General features: G+C 71.6%; 23 protein-coding genes. 12 read left to right on the forward strand and 11 right to left on the reverse strand.

What is annotated here, in order from left to right:
* Positions 1-107 precede the first annotated feature (107 nt).
* The 3 genes from ACIBX3_RS28930 to ACIBX3_RS28940 are packed head-to-tail and all read left to right on the forward strand — an operon-like array spanning position 108 to position 3,552.
* The gene (locus ACIBX3_RS28930; protein WP_397122314.1) at positions 108-1,493 is read left to right on the forward strand and encodes a family 2B encapsulin nanocompartment shell protein; all 1,386 of its coding nucleotides are present in this window, start codon (positions 108-110) and stop codon (positions 1,491-1,493) included.
* A gap of 28 nt (positions 1,494-1,521) precedes the next feature.
* Entirely contained in the window at positions 1,522-2,679 is a 1,158-nt protein-coding gene (locus ACIBX3_RS28935; RefSeq protein WP_397122316.1) for a family 2 encapsulin nanocompartment cargo protein terpene cyclase, read from the forward strand.
* Positions 2,680-2,697: 18 nt separating this feature from the next.
* The gene (locus tag ACIBX3_RS28940; protein ID WP_397122318.1) at positions 2,698-3,552 is read left to right on the forward strand and encodes a geranyl diphosphate 2-C-methyltransferase; all 855 of its coding nucleotides are present in this window, start codon (positions 2,698-2,700) and stop codon (positions 3,550-3,552) included.
* Positions 3,553-3,607: 55 nt separating this feature from the next.
* Here ACIBX3_RS28940 and ACIBX3_RS28945 read toward each other — a convergent pair whose 3' ends face one another.
* The 6 genes from ACIBX3_RS28945 to ACIBX3_RS28970 form a co-directional block, all read right to left on the reverse strand.
* Positions 3,608-4,834, reverse strand: coding sequence for a S1C family serine protease (locus ACIBX3_RS28945; RefSeq protein WP_397122320.1), 1,227 nt, complete (start codon positions 4,832-4,834; stop codon positions 3,608-3,610).
* 219 nt (positions 4,835-5,053) lie between these two features.
* On the reverse strand, positions 5,054-5,716 hold the full coding sequence (locus ACIBX3_RS28950; protein ID WP_397122322.1) for a class I SAM-dependent methyltransferase: 663 nt from the start codon (positions 5,714-5,716) through the stop codon (positions 5,054-5,056).
* Positions 5,717-5,774: 58 nt separating this feature from the next.
* Complete coding sequence (locus ACIBX3_RS28955; RefSeq protein WP_397122324.1) at positions 5,775-6,458, reverse strand: response regulator; 684 nt, start codon at positions 6,456-6,458, stop codon at positions 5,775-5,777.
* Positions 6,455-7,723, reverse strand: coding sequence for a sensor histidine kinase (locus tag ACIBX3_RS28960; protein ID WP_397122326.1), 1,269 nt, complete (start codon positions 7,721-7,723; stop codon positions 6,455-6,457). The genes ACIBX3_RS28955 and ACIBX3_RS28960 overlap by 4 nt, the downstream gene beginning before the upstream one ends.
* Positions 7,724-7,879: 156 nt before the next feature.
* The gene (locus tag ACIBX3_RS28965) at positions 7,880-8,263 is read right to left on the reverse strand and encodes an STAS domain-containing protein (protein WP_397122328.1); all 384 of its coding nucleotides are present in this window, start codon (positions 8,261-8,263) and stop codon (positions 7,880-7,882) included.
* Positions 8,264-8,420: 157 nt separating this feature from the next.
* A complete protein-coding gene (locus ACIBX3_RS28970) occupies positions 8,421-8,996 on the reverse strand; it encodes a helix-turn-helix domain-containing protein (RefSeq protein WP_397122330.1) in 576 nt (191 codons plus the stop codon).
* A gap of 67 nt (positions 8,997-9,063) precedes the next feature.
* On the opposite strand from ACIBX3_RS28970, the gene ACIBX3_RS28975 reads away from it, so the two are divergent.
* From ACIBX3_RS28975 to ACIBX3_RS28985, 3 genes are read left to right on the forward strand one after another with little or no spacing between them, the layout of a single operon-like run.
* Positions 9,064-9,639: a CGNR zinc finger domain-containing protein gene (locus ACIBX3_RS28975; protein WP_397122332.1), complete on the forward strand. Its 576-nt coding sequence runs from the start codon at positions 9,064-9,066 to the stop codon at positions 9,637-9,639.
* Complete coding sequence (locus tag ACIBX3_RS28980; RefSeq protein WP_397122334.1) at positions 9,636-10,079, forward strand: protein-tyrosine phosphatase family protein; 444 nt, start codon at positions 9,636-9,638, stop codon at positions 10,077-10,079. Before ACIBX3_RS28975 ends, ACIBX3_RS28980 begins: the two co-directional genes overlap by 4 nt.
* A 37-nt stretch (positions 10,080-10,116) precedes the next feature.
* A complete protein-coding gene (locus tag ACIBX3_RS28985; protein ID WP_397122336.1) occupies positions 10,117-10,653 on the forward strand; it encodes a GNAT family N-acetyltransferase in 537 nt (178 codons plus the stop codon).
* Here the strand turns inward: ACIBX3_RS28985 and ACIBX3_RS28990 are convergent.
* Positions 10,640-12,034, reverse strand: coding sequence for a hypothetical protein (locus ACIBX3_RS28990; RefSeq protein ID WP_397122338.1), 1,395 nt, complete (start codon positions 12,032-12,034; stop codon positions 10,640-10,642). The genes ACIBX3_RS28985 and ACIBX3_RS28990 overlap by 14 nt on opposite strands.
* Before the next feature lie 29 nt (positions 12,035-12,063).
* A complete protein-coding gene (locus ACIBX3_RS28995; protein WP_397122340.1) occupies positions 12,064-13,035 on the reverse strand; it encodes an SDR family oxidoreductase in 972 nt (323 codons plus the stop codon).
* A 105-nt stretch (positions 13,036-13,140) separates the two neighbouring features.
* Here ACIBX3_RS28995 and ACIBX3_RS29000 point away from each other — a divergent pair, with 105 nt between their 5' ends.
* Positions 13,141-14,334 (forward strand): site-2 protease family protein, encoded by a 1,194-nt coding sequence (locus ACIBX3_RS29000; RefSeq protein WP_397122342.1) that lies wholly within the window; start codon positions 13,141-13,143, stop codon positions 14,332-14,334.
* A gap of 9 nt (positions 14,335-14,343) precedes the next feature.
* Here the strand turns inward: ACIBX3_RS29000 and ACIBX3_RS29005 are convergent, their stop codons facing one another.
* The gene (locus ACIBX3_RS29005; RefSeq protein WP_397122344.1) at positions 14,344-14,571 is read right to left on the reverse strand and encodes a hypothetical protein; all 228 of its coding nucleotides are present in this window, start codon (positions 14,569-14,571) and stop codon (positions 14,344-14,346) included.
* Between the two features lie 140 nt (positions 14,572-14,711).
* On the reverse strand, positions 14,712-16,055 hold the full coding sequence (locus ACIBX3_RS29010; RefSeq protein ID WP_397122346.1) for an MFS transporter: 1,344 nt from the start codon (positions 16,053-16,055) through the stop codon (positions 14,712-14,714).
* Positions 16,056-16,220: 165 nt separating this feature from the next.
* On the opposite strand from ACIBX3_RS29010, the gene ACIBX3_RS29015 reads away from it, so the two are divergent.
* From ACIBX3_RS29015 to ACIBX3_RS29030, 4 genes are all read left to right on the forward strand, one after another.
* Positions 16,221-16,898, forward strand: coding sequence for a GntR family transcriptional regulator (locus tag ACIBX3_RS29015; protein ID WP_397122348.1), 678 nt, complete (start codon positions 16,221-16,223; stop codon positions 16,896-16,898).
* A gap of 48 nt (positions 16,899-16,946) precedes the next feature.
* Positions 16,947-17,837: a dihydrodipicolinate synthase family protein gene (locus ACIBX3_RS29020; RefSeq protein ID WP_397122350.1), complete on the forward strand. Its 891-nt coding sequence runs from the start codon at positions 16,947-16,949 to the stop codon at positions 17,835-17,837.
* Positions 17,834-18,970: an exo-alpha-sialidase gene (locus tag ACIBX3_RS29025; RefSeq protein WP_397122352.1), complete on the forward strand. Its 1,137-nt coding sequence runs from the start codon at positions 17,834-17,836 to the stop codon at positions 18,968-18,970. The genes ACIBX3_RS29020 and ACIBX3_RS29025 overlap by 4 nt, the downstream gene beginning before the upstream one ends.
* A 107-nt stretch (positions 18,971-19,077) precedes the next feature.
* The gene (locus ACIBX3_RS29030) at positions 19,078-19,875 is read left to right on the forward strand and encodes a lytic polysaccharide monooxygenase (RefSeq protein WP_397122354.1); all 798 of its coding nucleotides are present in this window, start codon (positions 19,078-19,080) and stop codon (positions 19,873-19,875) included.
* Between the two features lie 56 nt (positions 19,876-19,931).
* On the opposite strand, the gene ACIBX3_RS29035 is transcribed toward ACIBX3_RS29030, so the two are convergent.
* Positions 19,932-21,380 carry a serine/threonine-protein kinase gene (locus ACIBX3_RS29035; RefSeq protein ID WP_397122356.1) on the reverse strand — a complete coding sequence of 483 codons (1,449 nt, stop codon included), beginning with the start codon at positions 21,378-21,380 and terminating at the stop codon, positions 19,932-19,934.
* Positions 21,381-21,502: 122 nt separating this feature from the next.
* Between ACIBX3_RS29035 and ACIBX3_RS29040 the strand changes: the two genes are divergently transcribed.
* Complete coding sequence (locus ACIBX3_RS29040) at positions 21,503-21,931, forward strand: hypothetical protein (RefSeq protein ID WP_397122358.1); 429 nt, start codon at positions 21,503-21,505, stop codon at positions 21,929-21,931.
* Positions 21,932-21,962 lie beyond the last annotated feature (31 nt).

The following is a 21,962-nucleotide window of genomic DNA, read 5'->3' on the forward strand; positions in this document are numbered from 1 at the left end:
CCAGAGCGCCGTTCCCCACCGTAAGCATTCCCTCTCCGACCGGAGACTCTCCGTAGTGTGCTCGCGTGATTACGTTAAGTCACTGAGTCGGCGATTGCGGAGGGAAGATGCCCACGGAACCGCGGTTGAGCCTGGACACCCGGGCCGCACGCAACCTGGCCACGACCACCAAGACCCGTCCGCAGATGCAGGCCATCACCTCCCGGTGGCTGCTGCGCATGCTGCCCTGGATCGACGTGCGCGGCGGCACGTATCGGGTCAACCGGCGGCTCACGCACCGCGTCGGGCGCGGCCGGGTGAGCGTGGCCCAGCGCGGGGCGGACGACGTGCGCATCGTCCCGGAGACGCTCGCGGAGCTGCCCGTGCTGCGCGGCTTCGACGATGTCGACGTGCTGTCGGCCATCGCGGCGACGTTCACGCCGCGCGAGGTCCAGCCCGGCGAGGTCATCGCCGAGGCCGGTGCCCCCGTCACCGAGACGTACGTCATCGCCCACGGCCGCCTCGAAAAGCTGTCCACCGGCAAGTACGGCACCACGGAGGCCCTCGGCGTCATCGCCGACGGCGACCAGTTCGGCGACGAGGCTCTCGGCGAGGAGGACCCGCACTGGCCGTGCACGCTCAGGGCCGGCACCGCGGGGACGATCATGGTGTCGCCGAGGGCGGAGCTCCAGCGCATCCTCGGCGCGTCCGCGGCCCTGCGCGAGCACGTCCAGCGCTATCTGGCGGGCACGCGCAGGCCGGTCAACCGCCGCGGCGAGGCTGCCGTCCACATCGCCGCCGGCCACGTGGGGGAGCCGGACATCCCCGGCACGTTCGTCGACTACGACCTCCACCCGCGCGAGTACGAACTCAGCGTCTCGCAGACCATCCTCCGCGTCCACACGCGCGTGGCCGACCTCTACAACGACCCGATGAGCCAGCTGGAGCAGCAGCTCCGCCTGACGGTCCACGAGATCCGCGAGCGTCAGGAGTGGGAGCTGCTCAACAACCGCGAGTTCGGGCTGCTCCACAACGCCGACTACGGACAGCGGATCTACACCTGGTCGGGGCCGCCGACCCCCGACGACCTGGACGACCTGATCAGCATGCGGCGCAAGACGCGCCTGCTGCTCGCCCACCCCAAGGCGATCGCCGCGTTCTTCAGGGAGTGCAACAAGCGCGGGCTGGTCCCGGGGAGCGCCGAGGTCAACGGCCACGAGATCCCCGCCTGGCGCGGGATCCCGATCTTCCCGTGCGGCAAGATCCCGATCAGCAAGGAGCAGACCACCTCGATCCTGGCCATGCGGACCGGGGAGGACGACCAGGGCGTCGTCGGCCTCCACCAGACCGGCATCCCGGAGGAGTACGAACCCGGGCTCAACGTCCGCTTCATGGGCATCGACGCCAAGGCCGTGATGTCGTACCTGGTCAGCGCCTACTACTCGACGGCGATCCTGGTCCCCGACGCGATCGGGATCCTTGAGAACGTCGACATCGCAGCCCCGCGCTCCTGACCGATCGACCCTGGAAAGGAGCCGCGCCATGCCCGCGTACGAGACCCTGCCACCCCTTCCGACCGGCTTGGGGACCTTCACGCTCAGCTTCCGGGCCGCCGACCCCCGGCACGCGCCCGCGTTCGAGGAAGGGGACGGGCACGAGCCCGATTTGCCGCCGCCGTCCCCGTCGGGGTGCGACCTCGCCCCGCTGGCCTACCGGGAGCGGGAATGGGGCGACGGGTCGTATCCGCCGCTCTACTGCCCCGAGACCGTCCGGGTCGACGACGCCCTCGGCGAGGAGGTCGACCGGCGGCTGGTGGCGTGGGCGGAGCGGGCGGGCCTGCACGAGGGGCGGATGGAGGAATTCCGCGAGACCGGGTTCGGGCGGCTGGCCATGCTCACCCACCCCGACAGCGACGACCCCGACCTGCTGCTGGTCGCCGCGCAGATGAACACCGCCTGGTGGGCGGCCGACGACTACTACGCCGACGAGACCGACCTCGGCGCCAGGCCGACCGAGCTGCCGCCGCGGCTCGCGCTGGTGATGTCGGCCATGGACCCGCCCCCGCCCGCGGGCGACTACACGCGACAACTGGAGGAGGCGATCCGGGCCGACCCCGTGCTGGTCGCGTTGCGCTCGGCCACCAGCCACCTGAGCAGGCACGCCACCCCGTCGCAGGTCATGCGGGCCTGCGGGATCACGTTCCAGATGTACGTGAGCTGGTGCGCCTACGCCGCCTGGCGCTACCTGGAGACGCCGCCGCAGGTCTGGCGCTATCTCGCGGCCCGGCAGCACGACAGCTTCTACACCTCGATGACGCTCATCGACATCGTCGGCGGCTACGAGCTGCCCGCGAACCTCTTCTACGACCGCCGTTTCCACACCGCGCTCATGCAGGCGGGCACCGCCAGCGTCCTCGTCAACGACCTGCACTCGGTCGCCAAGGAAGCGGCCGACGAGCTGCCCGACTCCAACGTGATCCTGCTCATGGCCGCCGAGGACAACTGCTCCATCCGCGAGGCGACCGAACGCACCGTCTCGCTCCACAACGACTTCGTCAGGGGGTTCGAGACCAGCCAGCGCACACTGGCCGCCGTCCCGTCCCCTGAGCTGAAGCGCTTCCTGCGCGGCGCGCAGGCGTGGATGGCCGGATGCCTCGAATGGCACGGCAGCACCGGCCGCTACCAGTCACATGACACCTGACGGAAAGGAGTATCCCCGGTGACCGCGAACACGGAAAGCCCCGTGCTCAGCAGCCTCTACCAGCACTCTGTCGCCGACTATTGGAACGCGGAGAGGAACCCGGTCAACTTGCGGCTGGGCGAGGTGGACGGCCTCTACCACCATCACTACGGCATCGGCGACGTGGACTGGTCGGTGCTGGACGGCCCCGAGCAGACCCGCGAGAAACGCGTCGTCAACGAGCTGCACCGGCTGGAGACCCTGCAGGCCGAGACCCTGGTCAGCCGGCTCGGCCCGCTGCGGCCCGAGGACCGCGTCATGGACGCCGGCTCCGGCCGCGGCGGCTCCAGCTTCCTCACCAATCTGCGCTACGGCTGCCAGGTGGACGGCGTGTCCATCTCCGAGGCGCAGGTGGCCTTCGCCAACGAGCAGGCCAGGGAGCGCGGCGTGGCGGACAAGGTGCGCTTCCACTTCCGCAACATGCTCGACACCGGCTTCGAGACGGGATCCTTCCAGGCGATCTGGAACAACGAGAGCACGATGTACGTCGAGCTCGCCCTCCTGTTCGCCGAGCACTCCCGGCTCCTGCGCCGCGGCGGCCGGTACGTCTGCATCACCGGCTGCTACAACGACGCCTACGGCCTGCCGTCCCGGGCCATCAGCCAGATCAACGCCCACTACATCTGCGACATCCATTCCCGCAGCACCTATTTCCGGGAGCTGGTGGCCAACCGCCTCGTCCCCATCAGCGTCATCGATCTGACCGCCGCCACCATCCCCTACTGGGAGCTTCGCGCCAAGACGCATCTGGCGACCGGCATCGAGAAGTCGTTCCTCGACGCGTACAAGAACGGCAGTTTCCAATACCTGCTCATCGCCGCCGACCGCGTCTGACGCGGATCTCCCGGCCCCTCGGCGGCGTCTTCTTCACGTCGAGGGGCTCACGGAGTCACTTCTTCTCTTCCATGGTGACGGTCACGGTCTCCGTCTCGCCGTTGCGCACGTACGTCACCTGCACCTGCTGACCCACCTTGTAGCCGCGGACGTGGCCGACGACCGTGTCGCCGCCGTCCACCTTCGTGTCGCCGATCTTGGTGATGAGGTCGCCCTGCTTCAGCCCCGCCTTCTCCGCCGGGCTGCCCGCGGTCACCTGGCGGACCAGCGCGCCCGGCGCGTCACCGGCGGCGTCGGTGACGCTCACGCCGAGGAACGCGTGGCTCACCTTGCCCTTGCTGATGAGCTGCTCGGACACCACCTTGGCGGTGTTCACGGGAATCGCGAAGCCGAGGTTGACGCCCTCGCTGGACACCGCGCTGTTGATGCCGATCAGCTCTCCTGCCGCGTTCACGAGGGCGCCGCCGGAGTTTCCGGGGTTGATCGCCGCGTCGGTCTGGATCATGCCGCCGAGCGTGGTCGTCTCGCTCCCCGCCCCCTGCGGGCTCCAGCCGGGCGGGAGTTGTTGCTGCTGGTCAGGGCTGCCCCCGGCGGTCACCGTACGGTCGAGCGCGCTGACGATGCCGGCCGTGACCGATCCGTCCAGGCCGAGCGGGCTTCCGAGGGCCAGCACCTGGTCACCGACCTTGACCTGGTCGCTGTCCCCGAGCGTGGCCTTGGTCAGCCCCTTCACGCCCTCGGCCCGGATGACGGCCAGGTCGGTCGCCGGATCGGTGCCGACGACGGTGGCCTTGGCCGTGTTGCCGTCGTTGAACTTCACGGTCAAGGCGTTCTGCCCGGTCACGACGTGGTTGTTGGTGAGGACCAGCCCGTCGTCCGACAGCACCACGCCGGAGCCCTCGGCGGTCTGCCCCTGGATCATCACGACGGACGGCTGCACCTTCTCCGCCACCTGCGCGACCGTGAGCTGGTCGGCGACCGTGCGGAAAACGGGGCTCGGACCGGCCGTGGTGGCGGCCGGTACGGGCTGGGCGGCGCCGGCCACGTACGCGCCCACGGCGCCGCCGCCCAGCGCCGACAAGCCCAGGACGGCCGCGGCCGTCAGCGCGAGCCCGGCGATCGCCTTGCGGGTCAGCAGGAAACCCTGCCGCCGCGGCGGCGGTGGCGGCGGCAGGGCGGGGCCCACCGGGCCCCTCCCCGGGAACCCTCCCGGGGAGGGCGGTGTGTCACCGAACTGGCTCCAGCCGCCGGCACTGTGCTCGCGAGGCTCGTTCGTGTCCATGTCATCTCCTAGAGTCCCGATGACACAAGACTGATCAATGGCCGGTAAGTCCTGCTTAAGCCACAGATCCCCCTGACTGGCGCACCCTGATATCGGCCTTATCGCCCCTGGTGGCGGTGATCCACACAGCCGGTAAAAACAGGAGAATTCACAGCCCGGCTTCTGGGGCGCCGGCTCGTCCGGCGGGCGCCGCGCCGGGTGTCGGCGGCGTGACGGGCGTCAGGAGGCGATCTCGGACTCGCTCGCCGTCGACCGGTAGAGGGAGACCGAGAAGGGGCGATGGGCGTCCTGCTCGACCCGCTCGCCGATCTTGGAGACGTCCGGGGCCGCGTCCGCGTACCGGTGCAGCCGCGTCGCCTCCGGCCACGGGTGCACGAGGACGAGCAGGCCGCCGGCCGCCAGCAGCGAGGTCAGCCGGTGCGAGGCGTCCCGCAGCCGGTCGCCGCCGCCGACGTAGTAGAGGGTTTCCGCGCAGACCACCAGGTCGAAGTCCGCCCGCAGGTCGTGGTCGAGGATGTCGGCGTGGACGAAACGTACGCGGTCGGCGAAGCCCGCGTTGCGCTGGCGCGCGCGCTCGAGCGCCTTCTCCGAGATGTCGATCCCGACGATCTCGGCGTCGGGGAAGGTGGTCGCGAGGAGCTCGGTGAAGACGCCCTCGGCGCAGCCCGCCTCCAGGATCCGCCGGTAGGCGCCGTCGGGCAGCTCCTCGAGCGTGGTCTGGTATTTGCGCTGCTCGTACGCGTCCGTGGCCAGGCGCCACGGGTCGGGCCTGCGGTGCCACCAGTCGAAGTACCGGCGCAGGACCGCACCGTGGGACCGGCGGCCGAACAGGGCGAAGGACTTGAAGAGGGCTCGGTGCAGCATGTCGGGAAACCTGGTCACAGGGCTCCTCCGGAAGACGGTCTTCGACCGGAAACCTATGAGCCGGATCGGCCCGGGGTCATGGCGCTGCGGGAGGATTGTCGGATCTAGCTCCGCAGTAGGGGGTCACCAGCCCGGTCTCGTACGCGTACACCGCCGCCTGCGTCCGGTCCCGCAGCGCCAGCTTGGTCAGAATGTTGCTGACGTGCGACTTCACGGTCTGCTCCGCGATCACCAGATGGTCGGCGATCTCGGTGTTGGACAGCCCGCGCGCGATGAGGGTGAGGATCTCGGTCTCGCGCTGGGTCAGCGGCCCGTACGCGTCGCCGGTGAACGGCCGCGGCGGGGCCAGCCGGGCGAAGGCGCCGATCAGCCGGCGGGTGACGGACGGGGCCAGTAACGCGTCCCCTCCGGCCACCACCCTGACGGCCTCGCTCAGTTCGCGCGCCGAGGCCTTCTTCAGCAGGAAGCCGCTGGCCCCGGAGCGCAGTGCCTCGTACACGTACTCGTCGAGGTCGAACGTGGTCAGCACCAGCACCTTGGTCCGCGCGTTGACACGACGGGTGGCCTCCAGGCCGTCCAGCCCGGGCATGCGCACGTCCATCAGCACGACGTCGGGCCGCAACTGCTCGACCTTGGCCACCGCGTCGAGACCGTCGACGGCCTCGCCCACCACCTCGATGTCGGTCTGGGCGTTCAGCAGGATCGCGAACGCCTCCCGCACCATTGCCTGGTCGTCGGCGATCAGCACTCTGATGGTCACATGCCCTCCTTGAGCGGCAGCAGCACGGTCACGGCGTACCCGCCGTCGGGGCGCGGGCCCGCTTCGAACTCGCCGCCGAGCATGGCCACGCGTTCCCGCATGCCGAGCAGCCCATGCCCGGGCCGCCCGCTCGTCCGGGGCGGACCGGTCGCCGGGCCGTTCTCCATCCGGAGGCGGAGCCGGTCCGGCTCGTACGTCACCGCGATGTGTACTCCGGTGCCCGGGGCGTGCTGGAGCGCGTTGCTCAGCGCCTCCTGCACGATGCGATAGGCCGACAGCTCGACGCCGGGCGGGAGCGGGCGGCGGTCGCCGTCGACCCGCAGTCTCACCCGCATGCCGGTCTCCCGCATGCGGGCGGCCAGCTCGTCGAGCCGGTCCAGGCCGGGCGGCGGGCTGGCGTCGTACGGGGTGTCGTCCCTGAGCAGGCCGAGCACCCGGTGGAGCTCGTTGAGCGCCTCGATCGCGCTGGCCCTGATCGTGGCGAAGCTGCTGGTCAGCTCCTCGGGAGGGTCGGGCACGCGGTAGGGCGCGGCCTCGGCCTGGACGGCGACGACGGACATGTGGTGCGCCACCACGTCGTGCAGCTCCCGCGCGATCCGCGAGCGCTCCTCCAGCAGGGCGGAGCGGGCCTGCTCGGCGCGGGTCTGCCGGTCGGCCAGCGCCGCCCTGTGCAGGGCCCGGCGGCGCCCGCCCAGCGCGCCCACCGTGATCAGCACCATGCCGGACAACAGCGACATGTCCACCAAGCTCACCACCGTCTGCTCCCCGGGCAGCAGCGCCCACAACATCACCCCGGCCACCAGCGTGACCACCCACATCTGAACCAGCATCCGGTGACGCGCTCGGAAGGCGGCCAGGCCGAGGACACCGACGTGGGCGGCCAGCACCGGATTCGGCCACACCATTCCCTCCAGCTCGGGGCGCGACACCACGGCCGCCAGCACGGCGGATCCGAGCGACAGCCACCAGGCCGCGACCGGCCACAAGCGGCACAGCGCGATGGCGATCGCCGTGGCCAGGCCCAGCGTGCCCGCCGTCACGTTGCGTACGCCGTAGTCGTCGAGCAAGGTGTGCCAGACCATCGCGCCCAGCAGCACCGCGCAGCCGCCCACCGCCACCTGCGCCGCCGACCGGCGCGACAGCAGCCGGCCCGCCTGCCGGAGCGTGCGGCTCCCAGGCGTGAAGGCGCGGCTCCGCTCCCCGAACGCACGTTCGGCGCCCGTGCCGTCGAGCCCGACCAGGCCATGCCGTATCCAGTCGCTCACGCTCGCTCTCCCCGCCTCGTGTCTCTACCTTCTCCCGATCAGTCTGTCTCGCGAAGGCGGGACGGCCGCTAGATCGTGGGATCTTTTCCTGACGGGGAGAGGCGCGGGGAGCTCGAATTACCGGGCGCCCGTAGCCACAATTTCCGGCATTCCGAATCAGGCCTGGGTGAGCGTTTTCTCCAGCGCGTGGGATTGCCGGAGCGCGGCGATCACGGCCTCTTCGACCGTGTCGTGCACGTGCAGGACGGTATTCGCGTGGGTGATTTCCATGAATCGCGCGATCTTGGGGTGGGGCGCGGCCAGATGCAGGGCGCCGCCGTACTGGCGGGCGAAGGCGTGGGTGTTGAGCAGGACGCGAAGGCCCGCGCTGCCCAGGAACCCGGCCTCGCTGAGATCGATCACCAGGTGCTCGCCGGGTGTTCGACGGCTCTGCTGGATGTGGCGATCGAGTCGGCCCGCCCCGGCGGTGTCGATCTCCCCTGCCACGGAGATGACACTCACGCCCGGCAGCCTCTGGGTGGCGAACGTCAGATCCAGCATGTGATGCCCACCGATCGGAATTCGAGCGACGAATTCAAGGAAGACATGGACACAGGCGTGGCTTGCCTTTACCGCACAATATCCGGGCACCTGCCTGCTGCAGAAGATGTCCGGGCCTATTTCTTACCGGCCTCGGTGCGCGGCGTGCAGGTGATTGTCAAAGTGGCGGCTGCGCCCTGCGGGGGCGCATGATGAGCGCGGCGACGTAGTACGTGCACGGGACCGCGCCCGGGTTGGCGTAGGCGTGCTCGACATCGGCCGCGAAATAGACCGAGTCGCCCGCGGCCAGGTCGATGACCCGGTCGCCGAGGGTGAGCCGGAGGGTTCCCGACTCGACGGCGACGTACTCGTGGGAGCCGGCCGCGTACGCGGGGAACCGGCCCGCGTCGCACTCCGGCGGCAGCGTGGTGCGGATCCACTCGAAGTTCACCCCGGGCACCACCGGCGTGAGGATCGTCCGGCGCCAGCCGCCGGGCTCGTCGATGTGCTCCTGCTCGACGGAGCGGCGGACGACGACGCGGCGGTCCTCGGGCTGCGCCACCAGCTCGGCGACCGGCAGGCCGAGGCCGTCGGCGATGCGGGCCAGCACGACGATCGTGGGTGCCTTGTGCCCGCGCTCGACCGAGGACAGCATGCTGACGCTCACGTCGGCCGCGTCGGCCAGCTGCTGAAGCGTCATGGCCCGGTCGTGGCGGAGCTCCTGAATGTGCTTGCCCAGGGCTTCGAGGTTCACCAGGCCATCATCGTACGCTGAACCGATGTAAGGGTTATAGGCGCTCTATATCGGTTACACTCCGGGCGTGAACATCTCCATCACCGACTACGTGGTCGGGGCGGCCGTGGCGACCGACCTGGTCAACACCTCGCCCACCGTACGGGCCGCCGCGGGGGAGGCCCTTCCCGATCCTGACGCGCTGGCGGCCTTCCTGTCCGAGCACGGCGTCCGGCTGGACGCCCGGCCGGACGAGGACGCGCTGCGCCAGGTGCACCTGCTGCGCCGGGAGGTCCGCGCCATTCTGGAAACGGAGACCGAGGAGCAGGCCGTCGCCGGCGCGACGATCCTGGCCGGCCACGCCGGTCAGGCGCCGGTGCTGCGCCGCGAGGCCGACGGCGGCTGGCATTGGCACGTCCCGACCGCGCCGGGGGCGTCCCTCGTCGCCGAGCTGGCCGCGCTCATCGGCATCGGGCTCCTCGGCGCCATCCGGGCGCTGGGCCACGGCCGGTTCCGGCCCTGTGCGGCACCCGGCTGCCGCGGCGTCTTCGTCGACACCAGCCGGGCGGGCCGCCGGGCGTACTGCATGCCGGACGTGTGCGGCAATCGTGTCAACGTCGCCGTCCACCGCGCCCGGCAGCGAGCGGGGAGCGTGACCCGATGAGCGACGTGTCGCTCGTGGGGGCGATCGAGCTGCCGGACGGCTCCTGGGTGCGCGGCCGCGGCCTGCGCCGGCCCCTTCCGGCGGGGCCGGTGCCCGGCTTCGGCCTCTACCTGGGGTCGAGCCGGCTGCGCCGTCGCCACGACGCGGCATTGCCCTGGCCGCGCGAGTGGATCGAGTGGCCCGACTTCCTCCTGCCCCGCGATCACGATCTGGCCGCCCGGCGCATTCGCGCGCTGCACGAGCGGGCGGTGGCGGGGGAGGCGGTCGAGGTGGCCTGTGGCGGCGGCGTCGGCCGTACCGGCACCGTCATCGCCTGCCTCGCGGTGCTGACCGGACTGGACCCGGCGGCGGCGGTCACCTGGACGCGGGAGCACCATCACCCGCGTGCCGTCGAAACCCCGTGGCAGCGCCGCTGGATAGCGCGGTTCTCTACGCTATAATGGCATCAAATTTCACTATAGAGAAAAGGTGATCTCCGTGGTGTCCCCCCAAGCCGTCATCCGGCCGGCCGTGCCCGCGGACCTCAAGGCCGTGGCCGAGATCAACGCCCACTACGTCACCAACACCGTGATCACCTTCGAGGAGACCCCGCCGACCGTCGACGACTGGCACCGGAGGCTGGACGATCTGACCGGCCGCGGCCCGCCCTTCCTCGTCGCCGACCTGACCGGCGAGGTGGCGGGATACGCCTACGCCGGTCCCTGGCGCCCCAAGCCCGCCTACCGGCACACCGTCGAGGACACGATCTACCTGGCTCCAGGCCACACCGGCCGGGGACTGGGCGGCGCGCTGCTGGGCGAGCTGGTGGCGAGGTCGATCGCGGCCGGCCTGCACCGGATGATCGCGGTCATCGCCGACGCCGGCGACGACCGCTCCATAGCGCTGCACCGCCGCTTCGGCTTCACCGAGGCGGGCCGGCTCGTCGACGTGGGCTGCAAACACGGCCGCTGGATCGACACCACGCTCATGCAGCGCCCCCTGTCTCCGGATGGGCCGCCGGTCAGCGCCAGGTGAGGGCGTACTCCGTCCCCGCCTGGGCGAGGAAGTCGTCGACGGTGTCCGGGGAGAGGGGCGGGGGCATGGGGTGGCGGGCGGGGAGCGCGCGGTAGGCGGGCTGGTAGCGCAGCGAGCTGCCCGTGTCGGACGGGTAGGCACGGGTGTCGACGCCGATGATCTCCGCGTGCTGGGTGGCGTACTGGTTGATCAGCTCCAGCCACTCCGGGATCGGCACGACGCCGGGGGACCAGAGGCCCTGGGAGAAGAGGTTGAGGTGGATCGACCGGTACGGTTCGGCGGTCCCCAGGTAATGTTCCAGCTCCTCTCGGTCGTTGCCCATGTTGAACCGGAGCCAGAACGGCACCGAGCCCGTGCGCAGCATCCAGTGCGGGTCCGCCTGCACGTACGACTCGATCACCAGCCGGTCCGCGGGCAGGTCGCGGCGGCGGTACCACCAGCGGTGCAGGTCGGCGACGAAGGGGCTGAGGTCCTGCGGCTCGGCGAAGGACAGCCTGCGCAGCCGGTGGCCGTGCCGTCCGACCAGCTCCTCCAGGTCGGGGACGATGGCGGCGTCCAGGCCCCACTCGGCCTCGGCCCGCTTGTCGTCGGGCTCCGGCGGGTCCCAACGGCGGCGGGGCGAGCCCTCCCTCTCCAGGTAGCGTGCGACGCTGTCGTCGCCGTCGAAGTACTGCTCCTCCGTCAGCCCGCCCAGGCAGCCGAACTGGAAGCAGGACCGTTCGCCGGTCGAGGTCGAGCGCCAGGTCCGGGTGCAGTCGAGCAGGATGACCGTGCCGCCGCCGGCCAGCCGTTCCGCCAGGAACCGCGTGTAGGTCGGACCCAGCCGCAGCCGTTTGAGCCGCATGTACGCCATCGCCTCCAGCATCGGCCGGTCCTGCGCCGGGTCGTGCATGTGGTAGACGGACAGGTCCGGGTTGTTCGCGGCGATCAGGCGGGCGGTCGGGGCGAGCGCGTGCATGGCGCTGACCGGGTCGTCGGGGTGCGTGGCGAGGTTCCTGACCGAGACCAGCGTGGTCTGCGGCAGGAAGGGCGCCCCCAGCGCGGCGGCCAGGTGGAAGGCCGCGCCGCTGGCCGCGCCCACGACGACGGCGGGGTACGGGCCGCCCTTGTACTGCTGGACGACCCAGTGGTCGAGGTCCTCCCGGCTGACTTGCCGCGCTCTGTGCAGCGGTAACCCCTGGATCAGTCCCATGGCCCGGTACGTCAGCCGCCGCACCGGCGCCGGCGGCGCCGTGGCCAGGGCCGCCAGCGTACGGGAGCCGGGACCCACCGACATCGCCCGATGATCCTTGCCCCGCAGGAAGCGGCCCAGCGCGCGCACCATGTTGACGGAGGAATCGAAGTCGACCTGGGACCGCGCGGCACGCAGGCGGCGGCGCATGGCTGCTCCCTTCTCCCACGGCGTGCCGCTCAACGGAGCGCCCGCCGTCGTACGTAGACCACGGCCCCGGCCAGCGCCGCGGCCGTCAGGGCACGCCGTACCAGCGTCTTGCGGGCGCCGTGCCAGCCGCCGTCCACGGAGCCGGGACCGGTGGCGGGCTCGTACAGGTTGCCGGAGGCCGCCGGGGCGGGATGGGTCCTGGACAGGTGCGTGCGGTCCACCTGCACGGCCATCAGGCGCTCGGTCAGCCCGGGGGTCATCTTGGACTGCAGCGCCAGGTTGCGGGCGGTGGGACCGGTCACGACCTCCCTGCGCGGCCACCGGACGACGTCGACGATCGTCCGGGCGACCCGCTCGGGCGCGTACACCGGCGGCATGGCCCGCACCTCGCGGCCGGAGTGGTTCGCGGCGTGCTGGAAGATCGGCGTGTCGATGGTGCCCGGCAGCACCGTGCACACCTTGACGCCGCGGCAGCCCTCCAGGTGCAGCTCCTGACGCAGGCTCGCGCCGAGCGACCGGATGGCGGCCTTCGTCATGCAGTACGCGGACGTGTACGGCTGCGCCACCACGCCCGCCACCGATGACACGTTCACCAGCACGCCCCGCCCCTGATCGCGGAGGTACGGCAGCGCCGCCCGGGCGCCGTGCACATACCCCATGACGTTGACCTCCAGCACCCGCCGGACGTCCTCCAGCGGCACCTCCGAGAACGGCCCGAACGCGCTCACCGCCGCGCAGTTGACCCACGCGTCGATCCGCCCGAACCGATCGACCGCCCGCCGCGCCAGCTCCTTGACGGCCTGGTCGTCGGTCACGTCGGTCGGGACGTCCAATGCCGCGCCGCCCACGGCCTCGCATTCGCGCCTGGCCTGGGCCAGCGCCTCCTCCCGCCGGGCGGCCAGCACCACGGCGGCGCCCCTGGCGGCGAAGGCCCGCGCGGTCGCCCTGCCGATCCCGCTGGACGCACCCGTGACCACGATGACCTTGTCCTTGACCCTCATGAGCATCGCACCGTACCCGCGCCTACCTTCGCGAAACGGGAGGTTTCCGGACCCTCACCCGGGTAGCCGGATTTCGTCGGCGCTGATTGCGAAGGAAAAGGGCAGATGCGTTCATCGTTCCGTCTGGGCCGCATCGGCGGGGTCGTCGTCGGGCTCAACGTCAGCGTGCTGTTCATCGTGCTGATCCTGGTGGTGGGGCTGGCGTTCGGGCGGTTCCCGATCGTCTTCCCCGGCTACTCCGTGACGGCGTACGTGCTGGCCGGGATGGCCTCGGCCGTCCTGTTCCTGGCCTCGCTGCTGGCCCACGAACTCGCGCACGCCCTGGTGGCCAGGCGGCACGGCATCGAGGTGCCGCAGATCACGCTCTGGCTGCTCGGCGGGGTGGCGGAGCTGCGCAGCGAACCCCGGACACCGGGCGCGGACCTGCGGATCGCCGTCGTGGGGCCCGTGGCCAGCCTGGCATGCGGGGTGGTGTTCGGCGCCCTGGCGCTGCTCGTCTCCGGCGCGCCGCTGGCGGCCGGGATGTTCGCGTACCTGGCCGGGGTCAACGTGCTCCTGGCCGTGTTCAACCTGATTCCGGCCTCGCCCCTGGACGGCGGCCGGGTGTTGCGCGCCGCGCTCTGGGCCCGCTGGGGCGACCGGGTGCGCGCGGCCGTCACCGCCGCCCGCGCAGGCCGGGTGTTCGGGTACGTGCTCATCGCGCTGGGCTTCGCCCAGGTCGTCACCGGACTCGGCTTCCAGGGGCTGTGGCTGGCCCTGATCGGCCTGTTCCTGGTGAACGCCGCCAGCGCCGAGGAGCAGCAGGCACAGCTCGGCGCCACGCTCCACGGCGTCCGCGTCGGGGACGTGATGTCGGGGCCGCCCGTCGTCGCCCATCCGGACGAGACGGTGGCCGGGCTGATCGACCGGCTGGTGATGAGCCGGCGGCTGTCCACGTACCCGCTGGTGGACGAGGACGAGAGCTTCGTCGGCCTGGTGACGCTCAACCGCATCCGGCAGGTGGCCCCAGCGGCACGGGACGCGACCAGGCTGCGCGACATCGCCTGCCCGCCCGACGACGTGCCGCGAGCCGTTCCGGACGAGCCGCTGACCGGCCTGCTGGCGCGGATGGACGGCTGCGCCGACGGACGCGCCGTGGTGCTCGACACCTCCGGCCGCCTCGTAGGGCTTCTCACGCCGAGCGACATCAGCCGCGCCATCCAGACCGCCGGCCTGCAGGGGAACGACCCCTATCCCCATCCGCGCGGCGCCGACCTCGCCGTACCGCCTCGCGATCACACCCACCGCGACGCCGCCTGAACGGCCCCGCTACTCGAAGTCGTCGGGGTTGAGCTCCTTGAGCCGGTTGAAGGCCGCGTCGCGCTCGTCCAGGTAGTAGGCGACGGGTTCCTCGCTCCCCACGAAGCCGGGAGAGACACCCGGCGTGACGCCGGCCGGCCGCCTCGACGACTCCTCCTCCGCGGCGGTCAGCGGGGTGCCGGTCCTTTCTTCACTGTCTCCTCGCTCGACGTGCGGGCGAGATCTCTGCTTGCTCATCTCTTTCTCCCCCTCCGGGCGCTTCTGCCCGGCAGGCTCCCACTCATGCCCCATCCGATGCCCGGATCGGCAAGGCTCAGCCCCCGCCGGTCTCGTCGCCGCAGTGCGTGCACGATGCCTGACCGTGCACGCACGATCGTTCATCGGACCGTCTTGCCCGTGGCGGTGAGGTCGCGGCGGAAGGGCTCCGGCGCCTTGTACACCGCGAACATCGTGATCAGCGCACCGATCATGACGTAACCGGCCACCAGCGGCCACCGCGTCCCGTCCTCCCCGGCCAGCGCCGTGGCCACGAACGGGGTCAGCCCGCCCGCGAAGACCGAGGCGATCTCCCGCCCGGCCGCGGCGCCGGTGTAGCGGCGGTCGGCGGGGAACAACTCGGCGAAGAACGCCGGCTGGATGGCGTTGATGGCGTTGTGCCCGAGGTTGAGCACCAGCACGTACCCGAGCACGATCAGCGCGAACGACCCGCTGTGCAGCAGGGCGAAGAACGGGAACGCCATCACGAAGACCACGACCGCGCCGAAGAGGTACACCGGCCGCCGCCCGATCCGGTCGGAGATCGCCGCGAAGACCCCGTGGCTGACGAAGGAGAGCACGGCGGCGATGAGGATCGCGTTGTTGAGCTGGCTCTTCTCCAGACCGAGCGCGCTGGCGCCGTACGACAGCGCGAACACCGTGAGCAGGAAGTACGGCACCGATTCCGCGAACCGCAGTCCGATGATCAGCAGCAGGTTCCGCCAGTCGTCCACGAAGATCGTCCGGATCGGCCCGCGTGCGGGCCGATCCGGCTCGGCGCCCTTCTCCTGCTCGGCCGGCGCGACGGCCTTGGTGAAGACGGGCGTCTCGTGCAGGCTCCGCCGCATCCAGTACGTCACCACCAGGACGACGGCCGACAACAGGAACGGGATCCGCCATCCCCAGCTCAGCAGCTGCTCCTCCGACAGCGTGTAGACGTAGGCGAAGACCGCCGTGATGAGGATCTGCGCGGAGAACCCGCCGGTGTTGGGCCAGGCGCTGAAGAAGCCGCGGCGGTTCGGCGGCGCGGACTCCAGCACGATGATCATCGAGCCGCCCCACTCGCCGCCGACCGCGAACCCCTGCACCAGCCGCAACGCCACCAGCAGGATCGGCGCCCAGATCCCGATCGCCGCGTACCCCGGCAGCAGCCCGATGAGGATGGTGCTGAGGCCCATCACCACCAGGGTGACCATCAGTGTGGACTTGCGGCCGTGCCGGTCGCCGCGGTTGCCGAAGAAGAGCCCGCCCAGCGGCCTGGCCAGGAAGCCGACGGCGAACGTGCCGAAGGCGGACAGCGTGGCGACGAAGCCGCCGGCGTCGGGGAAGAAGACCTTGGGGAAGACGACGGCGGCCGCCGTCCCATAGACGAGGAAGTCGTAGTACTCGAGCGTGTTGCCGAGGAAGCTGGAGGCCGTGACCTTCCAGGTGTAGCGGAGGTCTGTCTTCGGAAGGGTCGCGACCATGGCGGCTCCCTTTCTGCCGGCGGCACGTGCGTTTCCGCAGGAACTCGGTTGCCGCACACTATGACTTGGAAAACGGTTAACCGTCAACGGTCATCGGTTTACGTTGACCGTCTACCGTGGAGCGGGATAGGCTCTGCGCGGGCGGCGTACACGAGAGGAGAGCTGGTGACGATCACCAATCCGTTGCGTAACCCCCCGCTCGGAGACCAGTTGCTCGCCCAGCTCCGCTCGCTCATCGTGCGCGGCGAGCTGAACGTCGGCACGCATCTGGTCGAGGGCAGGATCGCGGAGCGCTTCGGGGTGAGCCGCGGGCCGGTCCGCGACGCGTTGCGCCAGCTGGAGATCGAAGGGCTGGTCGAGACCCGCAGGCGAGGCGTCTTCGTCCGCGGGTTGTCCGACGACGATCTCGTGGAGCTCTACTCGCTGCGCGGCGCCCTGGAGGGCCTGGCCATCCGTGAGGCCATCGCGCGGCTCGACGCCGCCGACTGGACGCCGGTCGACGAGGCGATCGAGCAGATGCGCGCCGCGGCCGCCGCGCCCGACGCCGCCAAGTTCGCCGCCGCCGACCTCGACTTCCACAGCGCGTTCTACACGATCGGTGACAACCGGTGGCTCACCGCCACCTGGGCGCTGCACCGGCCGCTGTTCGCGACCGTGCTGGAGATCACCAACACCGATCGTGACCTGGTGCCCGTCGCCGACGATCACGCGCACCTGAGCGACGTCGTACGCTCGGGCGACGTCGATGCCGCGCTGGTCGCGCTCGCCGAGCACCTCGACGGCTCCTGCAGCCGGATCCGCGCGACGCTGAGCGAGCGGCCCCGCCCGCAGCCCGCCTTCTGACCCGAGCCGCCGTCCGCCCAGTCACCCACGACGAACCGAGGTTTCGCCATGCCAGAAACCAGCCGCGCTGAGATCCTCGCCGCCGTCCCGACCTTCTTCGACGCGGCGGGCGATCTCGACCACGCCACCACCAAGGCGCACTTCACGGATCTCGCGAGCCGCGTCGACGGCGTCTTCGTCTGCGGCACCACCGGCGAGTTCCCCGCGCTGGACCGCGCCGAGCGACACGCGCTGGCCGAGGCGGCGCTGGCCGTGTTCGGGCCCGACCGGGTCGTGGTGCACGTCGGAGCGGCGGCCACGCGGGAGGCGGTGGCGCTGACCCGTGACGCCGTGGCGCTGGGCGCCCGCAGGCTGGCCACGCTGACCCCGTACTACCTGCCCGCCGACACCGGCGCCGTCCTGCGGCACTTCGCCGCGGTGACGACGGCGGCGGGCCCGGCGTCGGTCTACGGCTACCTGTTCAGCGAGCGTTCCGGGGTGGTGGTCGAGCCTGGCGACTTCGCCGTGATCGCCGCCGAGACGGGGCTGGCCGGGGCGAAGCTGAGCGGCCTGGCGGCCGATCGGTTCGGCGAATATCGCGCGGCGCTTCCGGCCGGGGCCCGGTTGTGGTCGGGGGCCGACACCAGGCTCGCCGAGGTTGTCAGCCTGGGCGGGCACGGCGTCGTCTCCGGGTTGTCGGCGGCGTTCCCTGAGCCGTTCGCGCTGCTCGCCGATGCCGTGGCCGGCGGGGACACGAACGCGGAACGGTCCGCGCAGGCGCGGGTCGACGAGGTGCTGGCCGCGCTGGGCGGCACCGTTGAGGGCATCAAGCTGGCGCTGCGCCACCTGGGCCGAGGCACCGGTGCGCTCCGCATGCCCGCGCCCGAGATCGGCCCGGACACGCGGCAGCACATCGCGCGGCTGGCCGAGACGGCCCTGGCGTCCCGCGCACCCCGATGAGCCGGAGCGGCCCCCACGACCCCCGTACCCCGGCGAACCGGAACAGCTCCGACATGCCGCCCGGCCCGGCGAGCGTGGGGATCCGCCGGGAGTTCCTGACCGTGGACGATCCCCGGTGGAGACAGTGCCACGCGTCCACGCTCGCGGTGGTGGACGGCGCTCCCGTCGTCGCGTGGTTCGCCGGGACCAGGGAGGGCACGCCCGACAACCGCGTCCGCATCGCCCGCGGCGGCCGGACGAGCACCCTGGACACCGGCAGGGACGTCGCCCACTGGAACCCGGTGCTGGCCGTCGGGCCGGACGGCGCCCTGTGGCTGTTCTGCAAGGCAGGTGCGCGCATCTCCGAATGGATCACGCTGGTCACCCGGTCGTACGACGGCGGCGGCACGTGGGAGCCGGTACGCGAGCTCGTCCCCGGCGACCGTTCCGGCGGCCGCGGGCCGGTCAAGAACCCGCCCCTGCTCACCCCCGGTGGCCGGCGCTGGCTGGCGCCCGGCTCGACGGAGCGGTGGGGCGAGCCACCGCGCTGGGACCCGTACGTCGACGTCTCCGACGACGCAGGACAAACCTGGACCCGAGCCCCGATCCCGGTCGACCACGACGCGCTGACCGGCGCGGGACACATCCAGCCCGTGCTGTGGTGGGCAGCGGCCGGCCCGGTCGCGCTGATGCGCAGCACCGAAGGCCGGGCGTACCGGTCAGTGTCGGACGACGGCGGCCTCACCTGGTCCCCGGCCGAGCCCACCAGCCTGCCGAACAACAACAGCGGCCTCGCCGCGGTCGCGCTGCCGTCGGGGCGGGTGGCCTGCGTGCACAACCCGGCCGCCGAATCGTGGGGCAGCCGTTGCCCGCTCGTCGTCTCGCTGTCGGACGACGACGGGCTGACCTGGCACCCGGGGCCCACCGTGGACGACGGCGTGACGCCCGTCGACCCGTCCGTGCCCCGGCTGCGCCACCAAGGTGTCGCGTCCGGGTTCGCACCGGGCGACGCGGGGGTCGTCACCAGCGGCGTCGCGGAGTACAGCTATCCCTCCGCCGTCGTCACCGCCGATCATCTCCTCGTCACCTACACCTGGCAGCGGCGGGGGATCGTCCTCGCCCGGCTTCCCCTCGCCGATCTGGAGGCGCCATGACCGGTCCGTACCGCATGCCGGTCCCGCGCCAGGAGACGTGCACGATCTGAACCCACCCGGGCGCGTGGCCGTACCTCACGGTGGAACCAAGCTGGGAGGTCGGCCACGTGCGGCACCGGATCACGAGCGCAGGCGTCGGGCTGTTGTTGTCGATGGCGCTGGTCGCCGAGCCGGCGGGCGCGCACGGCGCGCTGGAGAGCCCGCTCAGCCGGGCCGCGGCCTGCGGCGCGACGAGCACGGCGGCGGCCAAGTCGGCGGCCTGCCGCGCGGCCGCGGCGGTGAAGGGCTCGGCTCTGCCGGGCGACTGGGACAACCTCAGGGTGGCGAACGTCGCGGGGAGGGATCGCGCGGTCATCCCCGACGGCAAGCTGTGCAGCGGCGGCATCGCGGCCTTCAGGGGCCTCGACCTGCCCCGCACCGACTGGCCCGCCACCAAGCTGAAGTCCGGGGCACGCTTCACCTTCAAGTACCGCGGCACCATCCCGCACCAGGGCACATTCCGGCTGTACATCACCAAGAAGGGTTACAACCCGTCGAAGCCGCTGAAGTGGTCCGACCTGGAGCGCAAGCCGTTTCTCCAGGTCACCGACCCGAAGCTGGCCAACGGCTCGTACGCCCTCAAGGGCCGCCTGCCCGCCGGCAGGACCGGCCGCCACCTGATCTATACGATCTGGCAGAACTCCGACACTCCGGACACCTACTACTCCTGCTCAGACGTGATCTTCAGCTCCTCCGCCGCCGGGGCCGCCGGACCTCCGGCCGCCAGACCCGCGGCCGCGTTCCAGGCCACCGCCGACTACGGCGGCGGCATTCCGTGGCAGGCGGGCGTGGCGGCGCTGCTGGGAGTCGGCATCGGAGCGGCGATCATCACGGGCGCCCGGGCGGCCCGGCGGCGTAGCGGGTGAGATCCGCCTGATCCGCCCGCGACGCGGATGAACCGGGCGGCGACCCACATGCGGCCTCAGGCCGGCTGGTAGTCGCGCATGTAGCGGGAGACCTTGCCGGTGTAGTCGCGCCACTGCTCCGGGATGCCGTTCGCCCGCTTCAGCGGGTCGACGCCGCTGCGATAGAGGGCGGCGAGCTTCAGCGCGGGATCCCCGGGCAGGTCCCTGACCTTGGGACCCAGCGCGCACATGAACCGCCCCATGGAGAGGATCGACAACTCCGCGCTGAACGGCGGCTCGGGCTTCGGGCTCTGCAGGCCGCCCGGCTGCCAGTGCCACAGCACCCTGGGCGTCCACCTGGCGATGCCGTACTCGTCGCTCTCCGGATCGGAAAGGCCGGGATCGTAGCCCGACTCCACCTTCAGCATGGCCGCGATCAGGGCGGGGCTCAGGCCGGGCTCCTTGCAGGAGGTGCCGGCCCGCACGATCAGCTCGCGGTACTCGTCAGGGATGCCGGAGTCCGCGCGCAGCCAGCCGCTGGTCGCGGTGCCCGTGTGAGGCGGGCTCGACGTCGTCCCCGGAGCGGGCGGATCGGGCCGCTGCGAAGCGGTGACGGCCATGGCGGTGACGGCGGCCGCGGCCGCGACGACCACCGCCGTGCCGCCGGCCAGTGCCATCCGCCGCCCCGGCCGGCGCGGCCGCTCTTCCTGCGGCGCCTCGGGCGGGTCCTCCGGCAGGGCTACGGTCGGCGACGACAGGGCCGCGGCGTACGCGGCGGCATCGGACCAGCGGACCTCCCTGTCGGGGTCCAGCGCGCGCATCACCGCGGCGTCGACCGCCTCCGGCACTCCGGGGCGCAGCGCGCTCGGCGGCACCCGCTGCTCCGGCTTGGCGGGCACCCGGCCGGTGAGCATGTGGTACGTCAGCGCGCCCAGGCCGTGCACGTCGGCGCGCGCGTCCGGCGCCCCGTCGAAGTAGAGCTGCTCGGGAGCCTGGTAGCCGGGCGAGCCCGCGGGCAGTGTCAGCCCGCTCAAGTGGTCGGTGGACCTGGCGATGCCGAGATCGGCCACCATGACCCGCTCGCCGCCCTCGGGCCGCGAGCAGAACAGCACGTTGGACGGCTTGAGATCGCGGTGGACCACCCCGATGCTGTGCAGCACGGCCAGGCCCTGGCAGATGTCGCTCATCAGCCGCAGCGTCTCGTCCACCGCGAGCGGCCCGCCGGCCAGGCGCTCCTCCAGGGTGCCGCGGTCGGCGTACGTCATCACGAAGTACGGGCGGCCGTCGTCCAGCTCGCCGATGTCGAAGACCTGCACGAGCAGATGGGAGTCGGCCCTGCGCAGCAGCCGCGCCTCCTGGAGGAAACGTTCGCGCACGTCGCGCCGGCGGGCCCAGTTGTCCGCGAGGATCTTGACCGCCACCGGCGAGCGCAACTCGTCGTCTTGGGCCAGGTGGACGGAGGCGAACCCCCCGACGCCGATGAGCTGCTCGATCCGGTAGCGACCTGCGTGGGTCGGAGCCGTCATTCAGCTCATCATGACCGACGACCCCGGATCCGTCCACGTGCCCTGGCAGCTACCAGGTTACGGAACCCGCCCTCCGTCCCGCACGATCGACGCAGCGACACCGGCAAGGGGGAGGGAGACACATGAGGATCCGACGGACCGCGATCGCCACGGCGTTCGCGCTGGGGATCTTGGGTGCCGCCGCACCGGCCGCGCAGGCCACCGCGGGGGACGCCCAGCCATGCGGCCGGCCGCACCAGCACAACGGCCGCCTGGTCCAGAACTGTCCCGACTGGTCGCCGAGCGGGCGCATCCCGGTCTACGCGTCGCCCGCGAAGGGCACGCCCATCGGCTACATCAACCCGGCGGGGACGGACTGGTACGTGTGCGAGAAGCCCGGCGGCCCTTACGCGCTGGGTGACTACCAGAACTTCTGGTGGGCCTTGACCATGGCGGACAACGACAAATGGGGGTTCGTCAACGAGGTCTACTTCCGCGGGGGCGGGAACAACCAGCCCGACGGGGGCCTGCGGGAGTGCCCGCGACCAGGTGGGAAGCCGCTTCCCGAATGACCTGGACGCCGTCACCGGAACGCGAGTAGGG

Source organism: Nonomuraea sp. NPDC049480 (assembly GCF_044465905.1).
GTDB lineage: Bacteria > Actinomycetota > Actinomycetes > Streptosporangiales > Streptosporangiaceae > Nonomuraea.

Bases quoted from the DNA above. Each gene is read 5' to 3' on its own strand.
- ACIBX3_RS29010 (WP_397122346.1), bottom strand. From the start codon at position 16,055: ATGGTCGCGACCCTTCCGAAGACAGACCTCCGCTACACCTGGAAGGTC.
- ACIBX3_RS28990 (WP_397122338.1), bottom strand. From the start codon at position 12,034: ATGCGCCGCCGCCTGCGTGCCGCGCGGTCCCAGGTCGACTTCGATTCC.
- ACIBX3_RS28995 (WP_397122340.1), bottom strand. From the start codon at position 13,035: ATGAGGGTCAAGGACAAGGTCATCGTGGTCACGGGTGCGTCCAGCGGG.
- ACIBX3_RS29020 (WP_397122350.1), top strand. From the start codon at position 16,947: ATGCCAGAAACCAGCCGCGCTGAGATCCTCGCCGCCGTCCCGACCTTC.
- ACIBX3_RS29000 (WP_397122342.1), top strand. From the start codon at position 13,141: ATGCGTTCATCGTTCCGTCTGGGCCGCATCGGCGGGGTCGTCGTCGGG.
- ACIBX3_RS28945 (WP_397122320.1), bottom strand. From the start codon at position 4,834: ATGGACACGAACGAGCCTCGCGAGCACAGTGCCGGCGGCTGGAGCCAG.
- ACIBX3_RS29025 (WP_397122352.1), top strand. From the start codon at position 17,834: ATGAGCCGGAGCGGCCCCCACGACCCCCGTACCCCGGCGAACCGGAAC.
- ACIBX3_RS28935 (WP_397122316.1), top strand. From the start codon at position 1,522: ATGCCCGCGTACGAGACCCTGCCACCCCTTCCGACCGGCTTGGGGACC.
- ACIBX3_RS29005 (WP_397122344.1), bottom strand. From the start codon at position 14,571: ATGAGCAAGCAGAGATCTCGCCCGCACGTCGAGCGAGGAGACAGTGAA.
- ACIBX3_RS28980 (WP_397122334.1), top strand. From the start codon at position 9,636: ATGAGCGACGTGTCGCTCGTGGGGGCGATCGAGCTGCCGGACGGCTCC.
- ACIBX3_RS28965 (WP_397122328.1), bottom strand. From the start codon at position 8,263: ATGCTGGATCTGACGTTCGCCACCCAGAGGCTGCCGGGCGTGAGTGTC.
- ACIBX3_RS29035 (WP_397122356.1), bottom strand. From the start codon at position 21,380: ATGACGGCTCCGACCCACGCAGGTCGCTACCGGATCGAGCAGCTCATC.
- ACIBX3_RS29040 (WP_397122358.1), top strand. From the start codon at position 21,503: ATGAGGATCCGACGGACCGCGATCGCCACGGCGTTCGCGCTGGGGATC.
- ACIBX3_RS28930 (WP_397122314.1), top strand. From the start codon at position 108: ATGCCCACGGAACCGCGGTTGAGCCTGGACACCCGGGCCGCACGCAAC.